The sequence below is a fragment of the Pseudomonas turukhanskensis genome, from assembly GCF_027922365.1.
In the GTDB taxonomy this organism is placed as follows: domain Bacteria; phylum Pseudomonadota; class Gammaproteobacteria; order Pseudomonadales; family Pseudomonadaceae; genus Aquipseudomonas; species Aquipseudomonas turukhanskensis.
This window is the reverse complement of the sequence record NZ_BSFN01000034.1, coordinates 1-22,570: the sequence shown is the minus strand read 5'-3', so window position 1 is coordinate 22,570 and position 22,570 is coordinate 1. Positions and strand designations below refer to the sequence as shown.

Below are 22,570 nucleotides of genomic sequence, written 5' to 3'. Positions count from 1 at the left end.
TACGCCGAGCTGGTCCTCAGCCTCAGAAAGCCGTGAGTTGAGACCTGGCTTCGAGCCTAAATAAAAAAGCCTGCTGGCGGTCTCCCGTCAGCAGGCTTTTTTGTCGGTGCTCGTTTAGCTGACTTTCAACACCAACTTGCCAAAGTTCTCGCCGCTGAACAGCTTCAACAAGGTCTCGGGGAAGGTCTCCAACCCGTCGACGATATCTTCTTTGCTCTTCAACTTGCCGGCTGCCATCCAGCCGCCCATTTCCTTGGCGGCGTCGGCGAACTGGCTGGCGTAGTCCATTACTACAAAGCCTTCCATACGCGCGCGGTTAACCAGCAAGGAAAGGTAGTTGGCCGGGCCTTTGACGTTTTCTTTGTTGTTGTACTGGCTGATGGCGCCGCAGATCACGATGCGGGCCTTGGGCGCGATACGGGTCAGCACGGCGTCGAGGATATCGCCGCCGACGTTGTCGAAATACACGTCTACGCCTTTGGGGCATTCACGTTTCAGCGCGGCGTGCAGGTCTTCGTTTTTGTAGTCGATCACGCCGTCAAAGCCCAATTCGTCTTTGAGCAGTTGGCATTTCTCGGCACCACCGGCAATACCCACTACGCGGCAGCCTTTGATCTTGGCGATCTGGCCGACCACGCTGCCCACGGCTCCGGCTGCACCGGAAATCACCACGGTGTCGCCTTCTTTAGGCTGGCCGACGTCGAGAAAGGCGAAGTAGGCGGTCATGCCGGTCATGCCCAGAGCCGACAGGTACAGCGGCAGCGGGGCGCGGCTTGGGTCTACGGCGTAGAAGCCTTTGGGCTCGCCGAGGAAGTAGTCCTGCACACCCAGGGCGCCGTTGACGTAAGTGCCCACCGGGAATTTATCGTTTTGCGAGGCAACCACTTTGCCTACGCCCAGGGCGCGCATCACTTCGCCAATGCCCACCGGCGGGATATAGGACTTGGCGTCGTTCATCCAGCCGCGCATGGCCGGGTCGAGGGACAGGTATTCGTTTTTCACCAGAATCTGACCGGGGCCGGGCTCGCCCACGGGATTTTCCACATAGCTGAACGTGTCGCGGCTCGGCAGACCGACGGGGCGCTGAGCGAGCAGGAATTGACGGTTGAGTTGGGTGGTCATGGCAAACACTCATGGCAGGGAAACAGTGGTGATAGACCGCTACGGGGCCAAGGGCAAGGTTTGATCACCAGCGGAATGCACGCTTATCCATCTGCTAAATGCCTCGGCACGGGTATTTATCACTGCGCTGGATAATCGCTCCTCGTGGCATTTAATAGTGCTGACATGGGCACCATCGTGCTGGCTAGACTTGCCCGCTATAACAATTCGATACCACTAAAGAGGGATAAAGGAATGAGCATGACTTTCTCCGGCCAGGTTGCCCTGGTAACCGGTGCTGGCAATGGCATTGGCCGCGCCACCGCGCAGGCGTTTGCAGCCGAGGGCCTCAAGGTAGTGGTGTCGGATGTCGACGTGGCCGGCGGCGAAGGCACCGTGGCACTGATCCGTGAGGCAGGCGGCGATGCCACCTTTATCCGCTGCGACGTGACCCGGGACGCTGAGGTGCAGGCGCTGATGGCGGGTGTGGTCGAGGCCTACGGTCGTCTGGACTATGCCTTTAACAACGCCGGCATCGAGATCGAGAAAGGCCGCGTGGCCGAGGGCAACGAAGCCGAGTTCGACGCCATCATGAACGTCAACGTCAAAGGCGTATGGCTGTGCATGAAGTACGAACTGCCGCTGATCATGGCCCAAGGTGGCGGCGCCATCGTCAACACCGCTTCGGTTGCGGGCTTGGGCGCGGCGCCGAAGATGAGCATCTATGCCGCGTCCAAGCATGCGGTGATCGGCCTGACCAAATCGGCCGCCATCGAATACGCCAAGAAGAAAATCCGCGTCAACGCTGTTTGCCCGGCGGTGATCGACACCGATATGTACCGTCGTGCCCACGAGGCTGATCCAACCAAGGCCAACTTTGTGGCGGCTATGCACCCGGTCGGCCGTATCGGCAAGGTGGAAGAAATTGCCGCCGCCGTGATGTACCTGTGCAGTGATAACGCTGCGTTTACCACCGGGCATTCGTTGGCGGTGGATGGTGGTTCTACTGCGATTTGATCGGCTGAGGGGTTGGCGGTGACCTGACAGATTCTGGGTCCCCGCCTGCGCGGGGACGACGGAGTTAGACGCCATCATCACCGTCATTCCCGCGCAGGCGGGAATCCAGAATCCCGAGCCGTACGCGTCAGTTCAACGTTTGGTATTTCAGACTCAACCCCAACTCACACGACTCCCCCTTCGCCAACAACCGCAACCCCGGCCGCCCTGGCAGGTGGTGCGCGTTTACCGGGTGGCTGACCGGTTCGAAGCAAAAGAACGGTTTGTCCAACGGGCAGAACAATAGAAAAAACTCGCTGCCAGTCCCGTGCACTTCCAGCTCGTACCCTAAATCCGCCTGGGTGATCAGCGCTCGGCCATCCCACCCGGTAAACCCGTTGTCCACCAGCTCATTGGGCAGCGCCGCGCCGTCGCCAAAATTCCACGCTGGCGGCAGCTCAACCAACTCCGTCGGCAAACGCCCTTCATCGCACAGCCACACCTGCTCGGCCTGTACTTGAAGCTGTGTAGCGGCCGTGCGCGGCAGATAGGGATGCAGCCCCAGCCCATGCCAGCACGGCTGCTCTGCCAGATGGGTGACGTGCAGTTCGATACTCAGTCGCCCGTTTTCCAGGCCGATGCGCTGCTGCGCGCGGTACGCAAATGGCACCTGGCTTTGCAGCTCGAGCAGCACCTGCGAGGCGCTGTGTTCAAGCACCGCCCACGGCTGTTGCCAGGCGCTGCCATGAATGGGCAGCGGGTCGTTGCTGGCGTTGGGGCTGAGCGCCAGCCAACCCTGCGGACAGTCAAAACCACCGTTGGCAATCCGGTTGGACCAGGGCACCAGCGGATAACAGCCCAACTGCCGCGGCCCTTCGATTTCGGGCGGGCAGGGGCGCAGCAGGTTCAGGCCATCGCTCAGGCGCGTCCAGGCCACCAGGCTGCCGCCGATGGCAGGCGCTACCGACAAGCGGGTGAGGGCGTCTTCGATGCTGATGAGGTCGTTGGCGTTCATAGGCATAGCAACCTTTAGGAAGTGGCGAACGTTGGTGTGCGAAAGGATGTCGTTATGCCGCAGCTTTGCTGCGTTTGCGGGGGTGTCATCGTACAACCGCTGGGATATGATGGCGGCCTGCCCGTTAGCCGAGAATGACCGTCCCCATGGAAATCCCAAGCCCCCAGCCACGTGTGCGCCGCAAGCATCGCAGCCTCGCCCAGGAGTTGGTGACCGAACTGTCGCAGCAGATCCGCGACGGCCAGATCAAGCGGGGCGAAAAGCTGCCTACCGAGTCGGCGATCATGGAAGCGCAAGGCGTGAGCCGCACCGTGGTACGTGAAGCGCTGTCGCGGTTGCAGGCCTCGGGCCTGGTGGAAACCCGCCATGGCATCGGCACGTTCGTGTTGGATACCCCAAGCCCAAGTGGCTTTCGGATCGACCCTGCCACCATCGTCACCCTGCGCGACGTGCTGGCCATTCTCGAATTTCGGATCAGCCTGGAAGTGGAGTCTGCCGGCCTCGCCGCACAACGCCGCACCGACGCCCAACTGCAAGCCATGCGTGACGTGCTTGATGCCTTGCGCGAAAGCGCGGCCCATTCCGGTGATGCGGTGGTCTCGGATTTCCAGTTCCACCTGCTGATTGCCGAAGCCACCGGCAACCGCTATTTCACCGACATCATGAGCCACCTGGGCACCAGCATCATTCCGCGTACGCGGCTCAATTCGGCGCGCATTGCCCAAGATGACCAACGCCATTACATGGCCCGCCTGGAACGTGAGCACGAGCAGATTTTCGAAGCCATTGCCCGCCAGGATTCCGATGCCGCGCGCGCTGCCGTGCGCCTGCACCTGACCAACAGCCGCGAGCGCCTGCGCCAGGCACATGAAGCCGCCCAGGCGGGCCAGGAATAAGGCACTTCAGGCACGCCTGCGGTAGGTGAGCAGCACAATGCCGCTCACCACAATCAGCCCGCCGACAATCTGCCCGGCGCTTAGCAGCTGCCCCAGAATCAGCCAGCCAAACACCAGGCTGGCCACCGGTTCCACGTTCATCACCGGCGCGTTGCGGGCCATGTCCAGGCGCGTCATGCAGATGAACAGCAGCGAAAACGCAAAGCCATAAAGCACCACCAGGCAAGCCAAGGCGACCCAGCCGGCGCTTGCGCTCGGCAGGCTGACGCCGCCGGGCATTACGCCGCTGAACCCGGCAATGGCCACGCTGGAAAACACGATAAGCATGGTGAGCATGCTGCGCACTGTGCCCTTCATGGCCGACAGCTTGTTGTCGGTAATCCACAGCGCCACGGCAAACACTGCGGCAGCGCTCACGCCGAACAGCACGCCCTCGAACCACTCGATACCATCGTCCACGCCGTTCAAGCGCTCGGGCACATCCAGGGCAAAGACCAGGCCAAACAGAATCACCCCCATCAACACCAGCGACCGCGGCGTTGGCCGAGCGCCGCCCAAGGCCCAGGTCAGCAGCACCAGCAGAATGGGCGCGATATTGACGATCAGCAGCGCCAGCGCCACCGGAATGCGCGCCACAGTGGAGTACACACAAAAGCTTTGAGTGGCGATCAACAAGCCCAGCGCCAACTGCCACGGCCAGGTGCCAGTCGGCAATTTCAGCGAATCACGCCGCCACCAAACCAGGCCCGCCAGTACCAAGGTCGTCACTCCCGAGCGACAGAGAATCGCCAGCAGCAGACCGGTGTCATGGTCGAAGGCAATGCGCGCAGCGATATGGTTGCCGGCAAAGCAGCTGGCCAACAGGGCCAGGGTGAGTACGGCGATATGGCGGGGGAAGAGGGCAGGGGTAGGCATGACCATCCGTAGGGCGAATATCGCCAAGCGATATCCGCCGGTATGCACGTTGAGACCGAGGCGGCGGATATCCGCGATGCGGATATTCGCCCTACATTTAGAGCACTACGCTCGGCAACCACAACGAAATGGCGGGGATGTACGTTACAGCCATCAGCACCGCAAACAACGCCACGTAGAACGGCAGCAGCGCTTTTACGGTGGCTTCGATGGACACCTTGCCCACCGCTGCACCGACGAACAACACCGCGCCCACTGGTGGGGTAATCAAACCAATGCCCAGGTTCACCAGCATGATCATGCCGAAGTGCACCGGGTCGACGCCGAAGCTGGTAACCACCGGCAGCAGAATCGGGGTCAGGATCAGGATCAGCGGCGCCATGTCCATCACGGTGCCCAGCAGCAGCAACATTACGTTGATGCACATCAGAATCACGTAACGGTTGTCCGACAGGGTGAGGAACGCGGTGGTGATCTTGGTCGGGATTTCCATCAGCGTCAGGATGTAGCCAAAGCTGGCGGCGAAACCGATAAGGATCATCACGATGGCAATGGTGCGCCCGGCCCGGTGCATCAGCTTGGGCAGATCACGCCATTTGTAGTCGCGGTAGATAAACATGGTGACGAAGAACGACCAGAGCACGGCAATGGCTGCCGACTCGGTAGCAGTAAACACGCCGGACAGAATGCCGCCCAGGATGATCACCATGGCCATTAGGCCCCACAGCGCTTCGGCGGCAATTTTCAGCGCCTTGCGCATTGGGATCACTTCCCCTTTGGGGTAGTTGCGCTTGCGGGCGAAGATCATGCACAGAATCATCATTACGGCACTGAGCATCAGACCCGGGCCTATACCGGCCATAAACAGCGAGGCAATCGACACAGTGCCGCCGGCGGCGAGCGAGTAAAGCACGGAGTTGTGGCTAGGCGGGGTCAGCAGCGCTTGCACCGAGCCGCTTACAGTAACGGCGGTGGAAAAGTCGCGGGGGTAACCGGCTTTTTCCATTTCCGGAATCAGTACCGAACCCACCGAGGCGGTGTCGGCCACCGAGGAGCCGGAGATGGCGCCAAAGAACGTCGAGGCCATGATGTTGACCAGCGACAGACCACCGCGCACAAACCCCACGCACACGCCGGCCAGGGCCACAAGGCGCCGTGACATACCGCCCTCGGCCATGATCGCGCCGGCCAGTACGAAGAACGGAATCGCCAGCAGCGAGAACTTGTTCACCCCGCCCGCCACCTGAATCATCAGGGCGTCAAAGGGAATATCGATCCACCAGGCACCGATCAACGCCGACAAACCCAGTGCATAGGCCACGGGCATGCCGATCAGAATCAGCACGATAAAACTGCCCAACAGAATTAGCGCATCCATTTATTTGGCCCCCTGGGCTTCTTCAACGTCATAGCTCATGACGCGGCGTTTGCTTTGGTCGCCCAAGAACAGTTTTTCCAATACGAAGATCAGGGTGATCACCCCTCCGATAGGAATCGGCAGGTAGGAGATACCCACACGCAGAGACGGCATTTCACCCAGGAACTGGTTCCAGGTGCCGGCGCAGAGCTTGGCGCCTTTGACGATCATGAACACGCAGATCAGGGCCATCAGCAGTTGCACCACAACCGCCAGAATTTGACGCATGGCCGGTGGCATGCGGTCGGTGGCCATGTTGACGGCCATATGGGCACCGGCGCGGTAGCTGGCGGCAGCGCCGAAAAAGGTGAACACCACCATCAGCAGAATCGCCGTCGGCTCGGGCCAACTGGAGCCGCTGCCGAGCACGTAACGGGCAAAAATGCCCCAGGGAATAATCAGAGTCATGACCAGTACCGATATACCGGCGATGCCGATGCAGGCGCGGTAGATCTGGTCATTGATGAGCAACAGCGTATTTCTCATGGACTTCACCAGCGGCGTTATCAAGGTGGTGGGCTGTTTTTTCTTTAAATTACAACGGCGTAAAAACGTAGCGAGCGACGGTTAGGCAAGGCAAAGACAGGTGAAAAAAGCGGAGTTGGCTGTAGCCAATGAGCATTTTTGAATCTGGCTTTAACGCCGCCTAACCGAGCGCAGTCTTTTTTACTTAACGGCTTCGATGCGCTTGATTAGATCGGCATACGGCGCGCCGTATTGCGCGCGTACCGGCGCAGTCGCATCCACAAACTCTTTCTTCTCGGCATCGCTCAGGGTGATGAATTCCACGCCGCCGGCCTTGAGTTTGGCTTCGCTGCTGGCCGATTTCTCATCCCACAGTTTGCGTTCTTCGAACTGGGCTTCACGGGCCACTTTTTTCACCAGCGCTTGCTGTTCGGGGGTGAGTTTTTCCCAGGTGGTTTTCGACATCACCACCGGCTCCGGCAGAATCAGGTGGCCGGTGAGGGTGTAGAACTTGGCGTTCTGGTAATGGTTGTGTTCGAGCATGGTCGGCGGGTTGTTTTCCGCGCCGTCGATCACGCCGGTTTGCAGGGCGCTGAAGATCTCGCCGGTGGCCATGGCAATGCCGTTGCCGCCCATGGCGTTGATAGTGTCGATAAACAGCGGGTTGCCTTGCACGCGGATCTTCATGCCCTTGAGGTCGGCCATATTGCGCACCGGCTTCTTGGTGTAAAGGTTGCGGGTGCCGCCATCCATCCAGGCCAAGGCCACCAGGTTGAAGTCGGAGTTGGTGATCTTGTCGAGAATCTCCTGGCCGATCGGACCATCGATCACGTCACGCATGTGCTGGTGGTCGCGGAAGATAAACGGCATGTTGAACACGTTTACATCCGGCACCACCGGGCCAACGATACCCAGGCTGACACGGGTCATCTGGATGGCGCCGAGCTGCACCTGCTCAACCACTTCCTTTTCCGAACCGAGCACGCCACCGGCGAACATTTTGAAGGTGATTTCGCCTTTGGATTGTTCTTCCAGCTTCTTGCCCATTGCTTGTTCGGCCACTACCGGCGGGTAGCCGGTGGGGTGCACTTCGGCAAACTTGATATTCAAGGCGTGGGCGCTGCTGGACAGGCAGAACACCAGCGGCAGGGCAGCGGTGAGCAAGGTGCGTTTGAAGTTCATGGTTAAAGCTCCGTTTTGTTTTTGTTTGAGGGTGGCTTGGGTAGAGGTATCAGGACGCGAACAACGGCTCCTCGAGGCCTTTGACCCCAGGCTGCAGGGCGAACACGCCACCGGCCAATGGCTGGTCGCTGAGGTCGCCGCCGGGGCGGATCGAGGTGACAAACAGGGTGTCCAGCCCGGCGCCGCCAAAGGCGCACATGGCCGGCTTTTTCACCGGTACGGCAAGGGAACGGTCCAGCCGCCCCTCGGGGGTGAAGCGGTGCACCAGGCCAGCATCGTTGCCGCAGATCCAGTAGCAGCCATCGGCGTCTACGGCAGCGCCATCGGGGCGACCCGGGTAGTCGTTCATATCGACGAACAACCGACGGTTGTGCGGTGTGCCGCTGTCGGTGTCGTAATCGAAGGCCCAGATTATCTGCACGCTGGGGTGCGAGTCGGACAGGTACATGGTGCGGCCGTCCGGGCTGAAGCCCAGGCCGTTAGGCACGATAAAGTCGGTGAGCTGGGCAGTGAGTGGCTCGCGTTGGCCGGCGCTATAGCGGTACAGCGCGCCGACTGGCGAGCCTGCGGCCATATCGAGAAACATGGTGCCGGCCCAAAAGCGGCCCTGGCGGTCGCAGCGACCGTCGTTGAACCGCATATCGACGTGAGCGTGTTTGACCGCCGCGACGGGGCTGCAGGCCAGGCTGCCGTTTTCCTTGGCACTCAGGCGGAACAGGCCGCTCTGCATGCCGGCAATAAAACTGCCGTCGCCTTGGCGGGCGATGCAGGCGAGCATTTCCGGGGTTTGCCAGCTGTGGCTTTGGCCATCGCTGGCGCGCCAGCGGTGCAGGCGTTGGGCGGGGATATCCACCCAGTACAGCGCTTGTTCAGCCACGCTCCACACCGGGCTTTCACCGGTGGCGTTGCGGGCATCGACAATCAGTTCGGCATGCATGGCGGTGCAGTTCTCTTGTGTTGTTTTTATGAGAAGCGCTACAGCAATAAATCGGTGGTGAACTCAGTCGTCGCCAAACGGCCCGGCGGCCACAAACGCACCACCCTGGTAGACCATCGCCGGATCGTCGGCGGCTGGCATCGGCTGGGCTTCGACTTTGGCGCGGAACACTTCCGAGCTGTCTTTTGGCACAAAGCCCAAATGGCTAGCCAGGCGGTTGTCCCACCATTGCGTGGCATTGGCCGAGGCGCCATACACCACGGTGTGGCCGACATTGGGGGTATATAGGGCACGTTCCAGCAATTGCGTGAGGTCAGCGAAGCTCAGCCAGGTATGCATCATTCGGCGGTTCTGCGGCTCGGGGAACGAGGAGCCGATGCGGATGCTCACGGTCTCGATGCCGTAGCGGTCGAAGTAGAAGCTGGCCATGTCTTCGCCGTAAGACTTGGACAGGCCGTAGTAGCCGTCCGGGCGGCGAGGGGAGGCCGCGTCGAGTTTTTCGTCCTGCTTATAGAAGCCGATCACATGGTTGGAGCTAGCGAAGATCACACGCTTTACGCCATGGCGGCGGGCGGCTTCATAGATATGGAATACGCCGCAGATATTGGCGCCGAGGATCTCCTCGAACGGGCGCTCAACCGATACGCCGCCAAAATGCAGAATCGCATCCACGCCTTCCACCAGTTGATGCACGGCCTGTTTATCGGCCAGATCGCACACTTGCACTTCTTCATGGGCGCCGGTGGCCGGGGCCATCTCAACGATGTCCGACAGGCGCAGCACCGTGGCATACGGGCGCAAGGTTTCGCGCAGCACTTTGCCCAGGCCGCCAGCGGCACCGGTAAGTAGAAGGCGATTGAACGGAGTTGGGGCGTTGGAGTTGCTGGTCATGACTGGGCCCTGAATTTCTTGTGTTTGTTTTTATGGGTTCGATCTTTCCGAAGACAGTAGCGGGAGAGGGTGCGCTGTTATCGGTTGTCGTATGACTTGTTTCGATTATCAACAGCCCCGGCAAAGTTTGTCAACGCGACTTAGGTAGAAAATTCCCGGTTTGCTGCACTGGTTAAACTGCCTGGCATCGCGCGGTAGCCCACACGCTACTGCACTATTAAAAGCCCTGCGAAGCGCATGCGGCTGGCGTGCGTTGTTGTTTTACAGGCTAGAACATGGCAGGGCGCCTCAGCCAGTACGCCTATAGTCGTAGATGAGCGGACGCGAAAAGGGGATGACAGTCTTGATAGTTGTACGATAACGTAACTCTAGCGTTTGCGATTGAGCCCCGTGCTATTTCCGCTTGGCGCAGGGCAATCCGTCTGCCACGCCTTAATCCACTACGCGCTTTACAGGGTGTTCGAATAATGAATCCACAAGAACTGAAGTCCATCCTCTCTGCCGGCCTGCTGTCTTTCCCAGTGACTGACTTCGACGCTGCTGGCGATTTCAATCAAGAATCCTATATCCGTCGTCTGGAATGGCTGGGGCCATACGGTGCGTCGGCTTTGTTCGCCGCCGGTGGTACTGGCGAATTTTTCTCGCTGACCAGCCGTGAATACTCCTCGGTGATCAAAACTGCCGTTGACACGTGCGACGGTGGTGTCCCGATTCTGGCCGGCGTTGGCGGCCCAACTCGCCAGGCCATCGAAATGGCCCAGGAAGCCGAGCGCCTAGGCGCCAAAGGTTTGCTGCTGCTGCCGCACTACCTGACCGAAGCCAGCCAGGAAGGCGTGGCCCTGCACGTTGAGCAAGTGTGCAAATCAGTGAAAATCGGCGTGGTGGTTTACAACCGCAACGTCTGCCGCCTCACGCCTGTGCTGCTGGAGCAGCTGGCCGAGCGCTGCCCGAACCTGATCGGCTACAAAGATGGCCTGGGCGATATCGAGTTGATGGTGTCGATCCGTCGCCGCCTGGGTGATCGCTTCAGCTACCTCGGCGGCCTGCCGACTGCCGAAGTCTACGCCGCTGCCTATAAGGCCCTGGGCGTACCGGTTTACTCCTCGGCGGTGTTCAACTTCATCCCCAAAACCGCGATGGACTTCTACCACGCCATTGCCCGTGACGATCACGCCACCGTCGGCAAGATCATCGACGACTTCTTCCTGCCGTACTTGGACATCCGCAACAAGCGCGCCGGCTACGCCGTGAGCATCGTCAAGGCCGGCGCCAAGATTGCCGGTTACGACGCAGGCCCCGTGCGTGCACCGCTTACCGACCTGACGGCCGCCGAGTACGAGCAACTCGCCGCGCTGATTCACGCCCAAGGCCCTCAATAAAAGAGCGCCCGCAATAAACAGCGTGACCCGCTAGCAACCAGCCGCTGAACACAGCGGCTGTGGTTTCTTTTTCAGGAGGCTTTTCCGTGGCCAACAGCGAACAAAAGCGTTTCGACAACTACATCGGCGGCGAATGGATTGCCGGTGCCAGCTACTCGAACAACGTCAACCCGTCCGACCTCGCCGACGTTATCGGTGAATACGCCCAGGCCGATGTTGCCCAGGTCAACCAAGCCATCGACGCTGCCCGCGCGGCGTTCCCAGCCTGGTCCACCTCCGGCATTCAGGCGCGCAGCGACTCGCTGGATAAAGTCGGCAGCGAAATCCTCGCCCGCCGCGAAGAGCTCGGCACGCTGTTGGCCCGTGAAGAAGGCAAGACCCTGCCCGAAGCCATTGGCGAGGTCACCCGCGCCGGCAATATCTTCAAGTTCTTTGCCGGCGAATGCCTGCGTCAAGCTGGAGAAGTGCTGGCCTCGGTACGCCCCGGCGTGTCGGTGGAAGTCACCCGTGAGCCGCTGGGCGTGGTCGGCCTGATCACCCCGTGGAACTTCCCCATCGCCATTCCGGCGTGGAAAGTTGCACCGGCGCTGGCCTATGGCAACTGCGTGGTGCTGAAACCGGCTGATCTGGTACCGGGCTGCGCCTGGGCCATCGCCGAAATCATTTCCCGCGCCGGCTTCCCGGCTGGCGTGTTTAACCTGGTGATGGGCGCTGGCCGTGTGGTCGGTGAAACCATCGTCAATAACAACAAAGTCGACGGCATCAGCTTCACCGGTTCGGTTGGCGTTGGCCGCAATATCGCCACCCAGTGCGTAGCCCGTGGCGCCAAGGTGCAGTTGGAGATGGGTGGCAAAAACCCGCAGATCATCCTCGACGACGCCGACCTCAAAGTGGCCGTGGAGCTGGCGGTGCAAAGCGCCTTCTACTCCACCGGCCAACGCTGCACCGCGTCCAGCCGCTTGATCGTCACTGCCGGTATCCACGACAAGTTTGTTGAAGCCGTGGCCGAGCGTATGAAGTCGATCAAAGTCGGCCACGCCCTGAAGGCCGGCACCGATATCGGCCCGGTGGTTTCCCAAGCCCAACTCGACCAGGACCTGCGCTACATCGGCATTGGTCAGGAAGAGGGTGCGCGCCTGGTGGCTGGCGGTGGTCTGGTGACCTGCGATACCGAAGGCTACTTCCTGGCGCCTACCCTGTTTGCCGATAGCTCGGCTGACATGCGCATCAGCCGCGAAGAAATCTTCGGCCCGGTGGCCAACGTGGTGAAAGTGGCGGATTACGAAGCAGCACTGGCGATGGCCAACGACACCGAGTTCGGCTTGTCGGCGGGCATTGCCACCACCTCGCTGAAGTATGCCAACCACTTCAAGCGTCACGCCCAGGCCGGCATGGTGATGGTCAATCTGCCAACCGCCGGGGTGGACTACCACGTGCCGTTCGGTGGCCGTAAAGGCTCCTCGTATGGTTCGCGTGAACAAGGCCGTTACGCGGCGGAGTTCTACACCACTGTAAAAACCACCTACATCGGCTAACCCCGAACAGGTGATCGCAAGGGCAGCGCAGGCTGCCTTTGCACGCATCGAAACGCACAGCCAGTCCCCGCATAAAAACAAATAGGGAAACGGTTATGAACACAGCAAGCCACGGGCAGGCCATTGCCAGCGCGCCCGTCATCACCGAGCTGCAAGTGGTACCGGTTGCCGGCCACGACAGCATGCTGCTGAACCTCAGTGGCGCTCACGGTCCGTTCTTTACCCGCAACATCCTCATTCTCAAAGACAGCGCCGGTAACGTCGGCGTTGGCGAAGTGCCGGGCGGCGAACGTATTCGCCAAACCCTGGAAGACGCGCGCAGCCTGCTGCTGGGGCAGTCCATCGGCAACTTCAACGGTTTGCTCAATCAGGTACGCAACACCTTCGCCGACCGTGACAGTGGCGGCCGAGGCCTGCAAACCTTCGACCTGCGCATTACCATCCACGCCGTCACGGCGCTGGAGTCGGCGCTGCTCGACCTGCTGGGTCGGTTCCTCGGTGTGCCGGTGGCCGCCTTGCTCGGCGAAGGCCAGCAACGCGACGCCGTGGAGATGCTTGGCTACCTGTTCTATGTGGCCGACCGCGACAAAACCACCCTCGGTTACCGCAACGAAGACGAGGCCGATGAGGCCTGGTTCCGCGTGCGCAACCAGACCGCGCTGGACCCCGAAAGCATCGTGCGCCAGGCCGAAGCCGCCCATGCCCGTTACGGCTTCAACGACTTCAAACTCAAAGGCGGCGTGCAAGCCGGCGGGGCAGAAGTGGAGGCCGTTCGCGCCCTGGCCGAGCGCTTTCCCGATGCCCGTATCACCCTGGACCCCAACGGCGGCTGGTCGCTGAAAGAAGCGGTAAGCCTGTGCCGCGACCTGCACGGTGTGCTGGCCTATGCCGAAGACCCGTGCGGCGCGGAGAACGGTTTTTCCGGCCGTGAAGTGATGGCCGAGTTCCGCCGCGAAACCGGCCTGCTCACCGCCACCAATATGATCGCCACCGACTGGCGGCAGATGGGCCACTGCATTCAGTTGCAGTCGGTGGATATCCCGCTGGCCGACCCGCATTTCTGGACCATGCAAGGCTCCGTGCGCGTGGCGCAGATGTGCAACGACTGGGGCCTGACCTGGGGTTCGCACTCCAACAACCACTTCGATATTTCCCTGGCGATGTTTACCCACGTGGCCGCCGCCGCGCCGGGCAAGGTCACCGCCATCGACACCCATTGGATCTGGCAGGACGGCCAGCACCTGACCCGCAACCCGCTGCAGATTGTCGGCGGCCTGGTGCAGGTGCCGAAAACCCCAGGGCTGGGCGTGGAGTTGGATTGGGACGCACTGGCCAAGGCCAACGAGCTGTATCAGGGCATGGGCCTCAATGCCCGCGACGATGCCGTGGCCATGCAGTTCCTGATTCCGAACTGGACCTTTGATAACAAACGACCTTGCCTGGTGCGCTGACGCGCCAGGATCAAACCCTCACCCGCTACAACAACAAACGTGGGAGCACACCGTGCAAGAGACAAAACCAACCCGCAAGCGGTACCTGATTCTGCTGATGCTGTTTCTGGTCACCACGATTAACTATGCCGACCGCGCGACCATCGCCATCGCCGGTTCCAGTTTGCAAAAAGACCTGGGTATCGATGCGGTAACCCTCGGTTATGTGTTCTCCGCCTTCGGCTGGGCATACGTGCTTGGGCAGATTCCCGGCGGTTGGCTGCTCGATCGTTTTGGTTCCAAACGCGTGTATGCGGCCGGTATTTTTGCCTGGTCGTTGTTCACCTTGCTGCAGGGTTTTGTCGGCGGTATGCCGGTGGCCTGGGCCGTGACCACGCTGTTTATCCTGCGCTTTATGGTCGGTTTTGCCGAAGCGCCATCCTTCCCCGGTAACGCCCGTATCGTCGCCGCCTGGTTCCCGACCGCTGAGCGCGGCACGGCCTCGGCGATCTTCAACTCGGCGCAGTATTTCGCCACCGCATTGTTCGCGCCGATCATGGGCTGGATCGTGTACACCCTGGGCTGGGAGCATGTATTTGTGGTGATGGGCGTATTGGGCATCGTCTTCTCCGGTATCTGGATGAAGACCATCTACAACCCCAAAGAACACCCCACCATCAACAAGGCCGAGCTGGATCATATCGAGCAGAACGGCGGCCTGGTGGACATGGACCAATCGCGCAAAAACGATGGCCCGCGCTGGGACTACATTCGCCAGATGCTCACCAACCGCATGCTGCTGGGGGTTTACCTGGGCCAGTACTGCATTAACGCCATCACCTACTTCTTCCTCACCTGGTTCCCGGTTTACCTGGTGCAAGAGCGCGGTATGACCATTCTCAAGGCGGGCATCATCGCCTCCTTGCCAGCCATCTGCGGTTTCCTCGGTGGCGTGCTGGGCGGGATCATTTCCGACTACCTGCTGCGCCGTGGCCACTCGCTGACCTTCGCGCGCAAACTGCCTATCGTGTGCGGCCTGACGCTCTCGGCGAGCATGGTGCTGTGCAACTATGTGGACGCTGAATGGATGGTGGTGGGCTTTATGACCCTGGCGTTCTTCGGCAAAGGCTTGGGTTCGCTGGGTTGGGCAGTGGTGGCCGACACCTCGCCAAAACAGATTGCCGGCCTCTCGGGCGGCCTGTTCAACACCTTTGGCAACCTGGCTTCGATCACCACGCCAATCGTTATTGGCTACCTGATCAACTCCACCGGTTCGTTTGAATGGGCCCTGGTGTTCGTCGGTGCCAATGGCTTGCTGGCGGTATTCAGCTACCTGGTGATCGTCGGCAAGATTCAGCGTGTTGAATTGAAAGAACCGCCAAGCAAAGGCGGCACAGAAGTTTTGACCCCAGCCCACTCCTGAGGAGCGAGTGTCATGCAGTTGATTGAACATTCCGACTCGCCGCGCTACATCCGTTTGCACGAGCTGGATAACGTGGTGATTGTGGTAAACGACCAGGGGGTGCCAGCCGGCACCACCTTCGCCGATGGCCTGACCACTATCGAGCGCGTTCCGCAAAGCCACAAAATTACCCTCGAGGATATTCCCGAGGGCGGGCGCATCATTCGCTACGGGCAAACCATCGGTTACGCCCTGAAGCCGATCCCCCGTGGCAGCTGGGTGCAGGAAGACCAACTGCGCATGCCCACCGCGCCACCGCTGGACAGCCTGCCGCTGTCCACCGAAGTGCCGGCACCGGCGGCCCCCCTGGAAGGCTTTACTTTCGAGGGCTACCGCAATACCGACGGCACCGTGGGCACGCGCAACATCCTGGGCATTACCACCACCGTGCAGTGCGTGACTGGCGTGCTCGACCATGCGGTAAAACGCATCAAGGACGAGCTGCTGCCCAAGTACCCGAACGTGGACGACGTGATTGCGCTCACCCACAGTTACGGCTGCGGGGTGGCCATTACCGCCACCGATGCGTATATCCCGATTCGCACCGTGCGCAACCTGGCGCGCAACCCCAACCTGGGCGGCGAAGCGCTGGTGATCAGCCTCGGTTGCGAGAAGCTGCAAGCCGGCCAGGTGATGCAGGAAAACGACCCGTCGGTAGACCTCAGCGAACCCTGGTTGTACCGCCTGCAGGACTCCAGCCACGGCTTTACCGAAATGATCGAACAGATCATGGAACTGGCCGAAGTGCGCCTGAAAAAACTCGACAAACGCCGCCGTGAAACTGTGCCGGCGTCCGAGTTGATTCTGGGTATGCAATGCGGCGGCAGTGACGCCTTCTCCGGCATCACCGCCAACCCGGCGCTGGGTTACGCCAGCGACCTGCTGCTGCGTGCCGGCGCCACCGTGATGTTTTCCGAAGTCACCGAAGTGCGCGACGCCATCTACCTGCTCACCTCTCGGGCGCAGACCAAGGAAGTGGCCGAAGAGCTGGTGCGCGAAATGGACTGGTACGACCGCTACCTGGCCAAAGGCGAGGCCGACCGCAGCGCCAACACCACGCCGGGCAACAAGAAGGGCGGGCTGTCGAATATCGTCGAAAAATCCCTGGGCTCCATCGTCAAATCCGGCAACAGCGCCATTAATGGCGTGCTTGGGCCGGGCGAGCGTTTCGAGAAAAAAGGCCTGATTTTCTGCGCAACGCCGGCCAGCGATTTTGTCTGCGGTACGTTGCAACTGGCCGCCGGCATGAACCTGCATGTGTTCACCACCGGCCGCGGTACACCCTATGGCCTGGCCATGGCGCCGGTGGTGAAAGTGTCGACCCGCACCGAGCTGGCCCAGCGCTGGCCCGACCTGATCGACATCGACGCCGGCCGTATTGCCACGGGCCGGGCGAGTATCGAAGAGCTGGGTTGGGAGCTGTTTCACTACTACCTGGATGTGGCCAGCGGCAAGAAAAAGACCTGGGCCGAGCAGCACAAACTGCACAACGACATTACCCTGTTCAACCCGGCGCCAATTACCTGAGCCTGGGGTAGATCAAGAGCTTCGCGAGCAAGCTCGCTCCTACATGGAAAGCGTAGGCGCGAGCCTGCTCGCGAACCCTGCAAACGACCATCTGCCAGGAGCACGCATGAGCAAGCCCAAGGTTCTACAGGTAGGCCCCCTGACCGACCGCTTCCAGCACAACCTCGCCGACCGCTACGACGTCACGCCCCTGTGGCAACAGCCCGACCCGAAAACCTTTCTGAAAATGCACGGCGCCCAGTTCGAGCTGGTGGCCACTTCGGCGCGTTTCGGCTGCTCGGCCGAGCAACTCGCCGCCTTGCCCAATCTCAAGGCCATCAGCAGCTTTGGCGTGGGTTACGACTCGATTGCCGTGGACGTTGCCCGCGACCGAGGCATCGGCATCAGCACCACGCCAGACGTACTCAACGACTGCGTGGCCGATCTGGCCATGGGCCTGATGATCGACACCTCGCGCAAACTCGCCGCTTCCGAACGCTTTCTGCGTGCCGGTGGTTGGCTCAACGGCAACTTCCCGCTGGCGCGCCGGGTAAGCGGCAAGCGCTTGGGAATTGTTGGCCTGGGGCGTATCGGGCAGGCAGTCGTCAAGCGCTCCAGCGGTTTCGATATGGACGTGCGCTACCACAACCGCTCGCCAGTCAAAGACAGCCCCTACACCTATGAAGCCAGCCTGGTGGAATTGGCGCGCTGGGCAGATTTTCTTGTGCTGACCTGCCCGGGCGGCGCGGCGACTCACCATATCGTCAACGCCGAAGTACTGGCCGCGTTGGGCCCGACCGGCATTGTGGTCAACGTAGCGCGCGGCTCGGTGATTGATGAACAGGCGCTGGTGACGGCGTTGCAGAACGGCACCCTCGGTGGCGCCGGGCTGGATGTGTTCGAAGCCGAACCCAAGGTGCCGGAAGCGTTGTTCGCCTTGGACAACGTAATGCTGCTGCCGCATGTGGGCAGTGCTACCGAGGAAACCCGGTTGCAGATGGAGGAGTTGGTGTTGGCCAACTTGCAGGCGTTTGTTGAACGTGGCGAGTTGCTCACGCCGCTATGAGTTCGCGGGTTTGCCCGCAGACCGCGCTTGGGTCACAAGCCTGAGGGCGTATTTCCTAGAGCTGTTTGTTACACCCCAAGGTGCGCCACGAGCGCACCTTTTTTATTGGGCTTTCCTTTAAGGCGCGCAAGCGCCGTGCCGTGGCTTGTGCTTTTGATCTGGCTTTTGATCTACCCGCCCCTTTAGCGCCAGGCCGAGTGGAGTCGTCGTGTAAGGGGGCGTAGCGACTACGCTCGGCCTGCGCTCAAGGGGCGGGTAGATCAAGATCAAGATCAAAAGCAGATCAAAAGCAGATCAAAAGCCTTGGATTCCCGCCTGCGCGGGAATGACGTGAGTTTATGCAAAAACCTCCGTCATTCCCGCGCAGGCGGGAATCCAGAATCTTCAGGCGTACGCCGGTCTCGAAATCCTGCCTAAAATCCCTCCAAACAAAAAAACCACGGACGAGGATTCCCCGGTGCCCACCCCCCTCACCGAAACCCTATCCACCCTCTACCGCGACGAATCGCGCCGCGTGCTGGCCACGCTTATCCGCCTGCTCGGCGATTTCGATCTGGCCGAAGAAGCCCTGCACGAAGCCTTCCGCATCGCCATGGAGCAATGGCCTCGCGACGGCGTGCCGGCCAATCCCCGCGCCTGGCTGGTCTCTACCGGCCGCTTCAAAGCCATCGACAACCTGCGCCGTCAGGCTCGCTTCGATTCGCTGGAACACCACGCCGAACAACTTGCCGCATTGAGCGCCGATGAGGCCGACGCCGACAGTGTCGAAGACGACCGTCTGCGCCTGATCTTTACCTGCTGTCACCCAGCCCTGGGTGCCGATGCCCAAGTGGCCCTGACGCTGCGGGAAATCTGCGACCTGAGCACTGAAGATATCGCTCGCGCCTTCCTCACCACCCCGAGCACCGTGGCCCAGCGCATCGTGCGGGCCAAGAGCAAGATCCGCGATGCGGGCATTCCCTATGAAGTGCCCAGCCGCAACGAGTTACCCGAGCGCCTGGACGCGGTGTTGCGGGTGATTTACCTGGTGTTCAACGAGGGCTATTTCGCCAGTTCCGGTGATTCGCTTACCCGCAGCCATCTGTCCAGCGAGGCTATTCGCCTGGGCCGTCTGTTGCTGGAGTTGCTGCCAGAGGCTGAGGTGATGGGGCTGCTGGCGCTGATGTTGCTGAACGAAGCCCGGCGCCCGGCGCGGTTGTCGCCAAGCGGGGAGCCGGTGTTGTTGAGTGATCAGGATCGCTCGCTGTGGCTGACCGATCTGATCAGCGAAGGCGATACGTTGGTGCTGCAAGCACTGCGCTCGCGGCAATTTGGGGTCTATACCTTGCAGGCGGCGATTGCCGCCGTGCATGCCGAGGCCGCCCATAGCGAGGCCACGGATTGGCCGCAAATTGTTGGCCTGTATGACGCCTTGCTGCAGGCCGCCCCGTCGCCAGTGGTGGCGCTTAACCGGGCAGTCGCGGTGGCGATGGTAAGCGGCCCGCAGGCGGCGTTGGCGCAGGTGCAGGCGCTGGCCGCAGGGGACTTGGCCGACTACCACTTGGCGCACGCCGCCGAAGCCGATCTGCACCGCCGCCTGGGTGATAACGCCGCCGCCAGAGCGGCCTACGAGCGTGCGTTGAAGCTGGCCCAGCAGGGGCCGGATCGGCAGTTTCTCGAAGGCCGGTTGCGCGAGTTGAGCGCGCTGTAAAAATAATTTTCGCTGATGTCGATTTGCCGTTTCGCTGTTCGACTACTGAGCAAACCGCCTTGTTAAGGAACCCGCCATGAAATACCTCTGCCTGGTCTACAGCAACGAACAGGAACTGCACACCCAGCCCGACAGCCCCAAGGACGACGAGTGTTTTGCCTATGCCCAGGCCGTGCAGGAGAGCGGCCGCATGCTCGCCGCCGAGGCCCTGCACCCGGTGGAAACCGCCACCACGGTGCGCATGCGTGGCGGCAAGCTGTCGATTACTGATGGCCCTTTTGCCGAAACCAAGGAGCAGTTGGCCGGCTTTTACCTGATCGAGGCCCGAGACCTCAACGAGGCTATCCAGATCGGCGCCAAGATTCCCGCCGCGCGGGTCGGCTGCGTGGAAGTGAGGCCAGTTCGGGAATTGGACGTGTAGGAGCGAGCTTGCTCGCGAAGAACGTTGTGCGGCTGCCCCGGCTTAAAGCTGCGGCACCGAAGAAGCGCAAGGAGAGTTGCCATGCTGAATCTTGTCATTATCGCCTTGGTGGTGACGCTAGGGGGCCTGCTGTTGGTGGTATCGCGCCAGCCCGACACCTTTCATGTGGAGCGCTCGCGCAGCATTGCCGCGCCGCGCGACAAGGTGTTTGCCCACATAAATGACTTTCACCTGTGGCAGCAGTGGTCGCCCTGGGCCAGGCTCGACCCGGCTATGCAGGTCTCATACAGCGGCCCGGATACCGGCGTCGGCGCCACGCAAAGCTGGGTGGGCAACAACCAGGTGGGGCAGGGCAGTTCCACTATCGTCGAAAGCCGGCCCAGCGAACTGGTGCGCCTGAAACTGGCCTTTCTCAAGCCCTTTAAAGCCAACAATGATGTGGTGTTCACCTTGCTGCCCGAGGGCGACAAGGTACGGGTCACCTGGGCCATGAGCGGGTCGAAAAACCTGCTGATGAAGGGCATGCATATGGTGATGGACATGGACAAGCTGTGCGGCCAGGCCTTTGAGCAGGGGCTGGCGCAGTTGGAAGTGCAGGCGCAACAGGCCTAGCGCTTACGTGGCAGGCGGGATGGCCACGCGGTTGCCGCCCTGATTCTTGGCGTTGTACATCGATGCGTCGGCCTGCTTGAGCAACTGCATCGGTGTGTCGCCGTGTAGCGGGTAGAAGGCAATGCCGATGCTCGGGCGAATCTGCAACTGCACGCCGGCCAGCTCCATCGGTTGGCCTAGGGCTGCAATGATCTTCTGCGCTATATCAAGGGCATGCTCGGCCAGCTCGATGTTTTCAAGTAACAGCACAAACTCATCGCCGCCGAAGCGCGCCACGGTGTCGGCGGCACGCACGCAGCTTTTTAGCCGTGCCGCTACTGCTTGCAACAATAGGTCGCCGGTGGCGTGGCCGTACTGGTCGTTTACCGCTTTGAACTTGTCCAGATCCAGGTATAGCAGCGCCACTTGCCCATACTCGCGGCGGGCGCGGGTCAGCGCTGTGTGTAGACGATCATGCAGCAAGGCGCGGTTGGGCAGGCCGGTGAGTTGGTCGTGCTGGGCCATACGCTGCAAGGTGGCGATCAGTTGCTTGCGCTCGATGGCGGCGGCGATCTGGGTGGATACGAACTGCAGCAGTTCCTGGTCTTTGTCGGTATAGGGTGTGGTGTCGGCGTAGCGCTTGAGCACCAGCGTGCCAATGATGCCGCGGTGCGAATGCAGCGGCACGCCCAGCCAGCATTGCTGACCGTCGCTGCCGAGCAGGCGGTGCAGCTGGACGGGCAGCCAGGGTTGGGTTTGCGCCGTGAGTAGCAAGGGATGGCCACTGCGCAGGATTTCCTGGTTAAACAGGTTGAGGTCAGTTTTGTTTTGGGCCTGTGGCTGTTCGTCTACGTGGTACACGAATGCCAGCTCGCCTCCTTGGTCTTCGCGCAGGCTGACGGAGAAATTCAACGCCGGCAGCAAGGCGGCAATAATCTGATGGATCTGCTGAAACAGCGCGGGCAAGTCTTCAGCTAAGTGGGCCGCTTCGGAAATGGCGTACAGGGCCGCCTGCATGGACTCGGCCTGCTTGCGCGCAGTGATATCGCGCGCTACCGCTACCCGAAACTGATCGGCGGGCGACCAGCGAGCCGACCACATGATGTGCACCACTTGACCGTCTTTGCGCAGGTAGCGGTTTTCAAAATGCAGCTTGGGTTGCCCGGCCATGATTTCGTCAGCGGTCTGCAGGGTGATGGCTCGGTCGTCCGGGTGCACCAGATCGAGCATTTGCCGGCCAAGTATCTCCGTCGGGGAGTAGCCGAAAATCTGCTCGAATGCAGCACTCACATAGACAAAATGCCCCGTGCTGTCGACAACGCACACGGCATCGAGCAACAGATCGATAAAGCTGGTTGAGGGCGCGTGACGGTTGGGCATGGCGCTGAGCATAAACACTGTAGTGGCAGGATGCCACGTGTGGTGACAGGTTTGTGCTCGCAGATTGCGCACGCGACTTCATCGGGAAATAAAAAAAGCCCGTCGCAAGGACGGGCTAAACGTGGTTTCACACGAGGAGTAAGCCTGGGTATTGCCGATTACAGCAGCGAAAGCGGGTAGCTGACGAAAATCCGGTTTTCATCAAACTCATTGGTGTTGAAGTCGCGGCGCATGGTGGAGTTACGCCATTTGACGTTGAGGTTTTTGAACGTACCGCTCTGCACGGTGTAGGCCA

The 22,570-nt window shown here is 60.8% G+C and carries 21 protein-coding genes; 11 read left to right on the top strand and 10 right to left on the bottom strand.

Going from position 1 to position 22,570, the window contains the following annotated elements; genetic code table 11:
• Positions 1 to 114: 114 nt before the first annotated feature.
• Complete coding sequence (locus tag PKE98_RS26020; protein ID WP_271198383.1) at positions 115 to 1,122, bottom strand: NADP-dependent oxidoreductase; 1,008 nt, start codon at positions 1,120 to 1,122, stop codon at positions 115 to 117.
• Between the two features lie 234 nt (positions 1,123 to 1,356).
• On the opposite strand from PKE98_RS26020, the gene PKE98_RS26015 reads away from it, so the two are divergent.
• Positions 1,357 to 2,118, top strand: coding sequence for an SDR family oxidoreductase (locus PKE98_RS26015; protein ID WP_271198382.1), 762 nt, complete (start codon positions 1,357 to 1,359; stop codon positions 2,116 to 2,118).
• Positions 2,119 to 2,245: 127 nt separating this feature from the next.
• On the opposite strand, the gene PKE98_RS26010 is transcribed toward PKE98_RS26015, so the two are convergent.
• Positions 2,246 to 3,118, bottom strand: coding sequence for an aldose 1-epimerase (locus tag PKE98_RS26010; RefSeq protein ID WP_271198381.1), 873 nt, complete (start codon positions 3,116 to 3,118; stop codon positions 2,246 to 2,248).
• A gap of 140 nt (positions 3,119 to 3,258) precedes the next feature.
• On the opposite strand from PKE98_RS26010, the gene PKE98_RS26005 reads away from it, so the two are divergent.
• Positions 3,259 to 4,008 (top strand): FadR/GntR family transcriptional regulator, encoded by a 750-nt coding sequence (locus tag PKE98_RS26005; RefSeq protein WP_271198380.1) that lies wholly within the window; start codon positions 3,259 to 3,261, stop codon positions 4,006 to 4,008.
• A gap of 6 nt (positions 4,009 to 4,014) precedes the next feature.
• On the opposite strand, the gene PKE98_RS26000 is transcribed toward PKE98_RS26005, so the two are convergent.
• The 6 genes from PKE98_RS26000 to PKE98_RS25975 form a co-directional block, all read right to left on the bottom strand.
• Positions 4,015 to 4,923, bottom strand: coding sequence for an EamA family transporter (locus PKE98_RS26000; RefSeq protein ID WP_271198379.1), 909 nt, complete (start codon positions 4,921 to 4,923; stop codon positions 4,015 to 4,017).
• A gap of 97 nt (positions 4,924 to 5,020) precedes the next feature.
• The gene (locus PKE98_RS25995) at positions 5,021 to 6,301 is read right to left on the bottom strand and encodes a TRAP transporter large permease (protein ID WP_271198378.1); all 1,281 of its coding nucleotides are present in this window, start codon (positions 6,299 to 6,301) and stop codon (positions 5,021 to 5,023) included.
• Positions 6,302 to 6,826, bottom strand: coding sequence for a TRAP transporter small permease (locus PKE98_RS25990; RefSeq protein WP_271198377.1), 525 nt, complete (start codon positions 6,824 to 6,826; stop codon positions 6,302 to 6,304).
• A gap of 180 nt (positions 6,827 to 7,006) precedes the next feature.
• Entirely contained in the window at positions 7,007 to 7,987 is a 981-nt protein-coding gene (locus PKE98_RS25985; protein WP_271198376.1) for a TRAP transporter substrate-binding protein, read from the bottom strand.
• 49 nt (positions 7,988 to 8,036) lie between these two features.
• Positions 8,037 to 8,924 (bottom strand): glucurono-1,5-lactonase, encoded by an 888-nt coding sequence (locus PKE98_RS25980; protein ID WP_271198375.1) that lies wholly within the window; start codon positions 8,922 to 8,924, stop codon positions 8,037 to 8,039.
• Positions 8,925 to 8,987: 63 nt separating this feature from the next.
• Complete coding sequence (locus PKE98_RS25975) at positions 8,988 to 9,815, bottom strand: NAD-dependent epimerase/dehydratase family protein (protein WP_271198373.1); 828 nt, start codon at positions 9,813 to 9,815, stop codon at positions 8,988 to 8,990.
• 467 nt (positions 9,816 to 10,282) lie between these two features.
• Between PKE98_RS25975 and kdgD the strand changes: the two genes are divergently transcribed.
• The 9 genes from kdgD (at position 10,283) to PKE98_RS25930 (ending at position 20,916) form a co-directional block, all read left to right on the top strand.
• The gene (gene kdgD, locus PKE98_RS25970) at positions 10,283 to 11,194 is read left to right on the top strand and encodes a 5-dehydro-4-deoxyglucarate dehydratase (protein ID WP_271198372.1); all 912 of its coding nucleotides are present in this window, start codon (positions 10,283 to 10,285) and stop codon (positions 11,192 to 11,194) included.
• Positions 11,195 to 11,280: 86 nt separating this feature from the next.
• The gene (locus PKE98_RS25965; protein ID WP_271198371.1) at positions 11,281 to 12,729 is read left to right on the top strand and encodes an aldehyde dehydrogenase family protein; all 1,449 of its coding nucleotides are present in this window, start codon (positions 11,281 to 11,283) and stop codon (positions 12,727 to 12,729) included.
• Between the two features lie 95 nt (positions 12,730 to 12,824).
• Complete coding sequence (gudD, locus tag PKE98_RS25960) at positions 12,825 to 14,180, top strand: glucarate dehydratase (protein ID WP_271198370.1); 1,356 nt, start codon at positions 12,825 to 12,827, stop codon at positions 14,178 to 14,180.
• Positions 14,181 to 14,232: 52 nt separating this feature from the next.
• On the top strand, positions 14,233 to 15,582 hold the full coding sequence (locus PKE98_RS25955; RefSeq protein ID WP_271198366.1) for an MFS transporter: 1,350 nt from the start codon (positions 14,233 to 14,235) through the stop codon (positions 15,580 to 15,582).
• Between the two features lie 12 nt (positions 15,583 to 15,594).
• A complete protein-coding gene (garD, locus tag PKE98_RS25950) occupies positions 15,595 to 17,148 on the top strand; it encodes a galactarate dehydratase (RefSeq protein WP_271198365.1) in 1,554 nt (517 codons plus the stop codon).
• 106 nt (positions 17,149 to 17,254) lie between these two features.
• The gene (locus PKE98_RS25945) at positions 17,255 to 18,193 is read left to right on the top strand and encodes a 2-hydroxyacid dehydrogenase (RefSeq protein WP_271198364.1); all 939 of its coding nucleotides are present in this window, start codon (positions 17,255 to 17,257) and stop codon (positions 18,191 to 18,193) included.
• A 457-nt stretch (positions 18,194 to 18,650) separates the two neighbouring features.
• Positions 18,651 to 19,883, top strand: coding sequence for an RNA polymerase sigma factor (locus PKE98_RS25940; protein ID WP_271198363.1), 1,233 nt, complete (start codon positions 18,651 to 18,653; stop codon positions 19,881 to 19,883).
• A 76-nt stretch (positions 19,884 to 19,959) separates the two neighbouring features.
• Complete coding sequence (locus PKE98_RS25935) at positions 19,960 to 20,304, top strand: YciI family protein (RefSeq protein ID WP_271198362.1); 345 nt, start codon at positions 19,960 to 19,962, stop codon at positions 20,302 to 20,304.
• An 81-nt stretch (positions 20,305 to 20,385) separates the two neighbouring features.
• Entirely contained in the window at positions 20,386 to 20,916 is a 531-nt protein-coding gene (locus tag PKE98_RS25930) for an SRPBCC family protein (RefSeq protein WP_271198361.1), read from the top strand.
• Positions 20,917 to 20,919: 3 nt separating this feature from the next.
• Here PKE98_RS25930 and PKE98_RS25925 read toward each other — a convergent pair whose 3' ends face one another.
• Both PKE98_RS25925 and PKE98_RS25920 read right to left on the bottom strand, forming a co-directional pair.
• A complete protein-coding gene (locus tag PKE98_RS25925) occupies positions 20,920 to 22,275 on the bottom strand; it encodes a sensor domain-containing protein (protein WP_271198360.1) in 1,356 nt (451 codons plus the stop codon).
• 158 nt (positions 22,276 to 22,433) lie between these two features.
• A partial coding sequence (locus tag PKE98_RS25920; protein ID WP_271198385.1) for an OprD family outer membrane porin occupies positions 22,434 to 22,570 on the bottom strand: 137 nt, incomplete at its 5' end.

What these genes read in the sequence shown, in the direction of transcription:
- PKE98_RS25925 (WP_271198360.1), bottom strand. Translation starts at nt 22,275, where the DNA reads ATGCCCAACCGTCACGCGCCCTCAACCAGCTTTATCGATCTGTTGCTC.
- PKE98_RS25995 (WP_271198378.1), bottom strand. Translation starts at nt 6,301, where the DNA reads ATGGATGCGCTAATTCTGTTGGGCAGTTTTATCGTGCTGATTCTGATC.
- PKE98_RS25930 (WP_271198361.1), top strand. Translation starts at nt 20,386, where the DNA reads ATGCTGAATCTTGTCATTATCGCCTTGGTGGTGACGCTAGGGGGCCTG.
- garD (WP_271198365.1), top strand. Translation starts at nt 15,595, where the DNA reads ATGCAGTTGATTGAACATTCCGACTCGCCGCGCTACATCCGTTTGCAC.
- PKE98_RS26000 (WP_271198379.1), bottom strand. Translation starts at nt 4,923, where the DNA reads ATGCCTACCCCTGCCCTCTTCCCCCGCCATATCGCCGTACTCACCCTG.
- PKE98_RS26010 (WP_271198381.1), bottom strand. Translation starts at nt 3,118, where the DNA reads ATGCCTATGAACGCCAACGACCTCATCAGCATCGAAGACGCCCTCACC.
- kdgD (WP_271198372.1), top strand. Translation starts at nt 10,283, where the DNA reads ATGAATCCACAAGAACTGAAGTCCATCCTCTCTGCCGGCCTGCTGTCT.
- PKE98_RS25980 (WP_271198375.1), bottom strand. Translation starts at nt 8,924, where the DNA reads ATGCATGCCGAACTGATTGTCGATGCCCGCAACGCCACCGGTGAAAGC.
- PKE98_RS25975 (WP_271198373.1), bottom strand. Translation starts at nt 9,815, where the DNA reads ATGACCAGCAACTCCAACGCCCCAACTCCGTTCAATCGCCTTCTACTT.
- PKE98_RS25990 (WP_271198377.1), bottom strand. Translation starts at nt 6,826, where the DNA reads ATGAGAAATACGCTGTTGCTCATCAATGACCAGATCTACCGCGCCTGC.
- PKE98_RS25985 (WP_271198376.1), bottom strand. Translation starts at nt 7,987, where the DNA reads ATGAACTTCAAACGCACCTTGCTCACCGCTGCCCTGCCGCTGGTGTTC.
- PKE98_RS26020 (WP_271198383.1), bottom strand. Translation starts at nt 1,122, where the DNA reads ATGACCACCCAACTCAACCGTCAATTCCTGCTCGCTCAGCGCCCCGTC.
- PKE98_RS25945 (WP_271198364.1), top strand. Translation starts at nt 17,255, where the DNA reads ATGAGCAAGCCCAAGGTTCTACAGGTAGGCCCCCTGACCGACCGCTTC.
- PKE98_RS26015 (WP_271198382.1), top strand. Translation starts at nt 1,357, where the DNA reads ATGAGCATGACTTTCTCCGGCCAGGTTGCCCTGGTAACCGGTGCTGGC.
- PKE98_RS25935 (WP_271198362.1), top strand. Translation starts at nt 19,960, where the DNA reads ATGAAATACCTCTGCCTGGTCTACAGCAACGAACAGGAACTGCACACC.
- PKE98_RS26005 (WP_271198380.1), top strand. Translation starts at nt 3,259, where the DNA reads ATGGAAATCCCAAGCCCCCAGCCACGTGTGCGCCGCAAGCATCGCAGC.
- gudD (WP_271198370.1), top strand. Translation starts at nt 12,825, where the DNA reads ATGAACACAGCAAGCCACGGGCAGGCCATTGCCAGCGCGCCCGTCATC.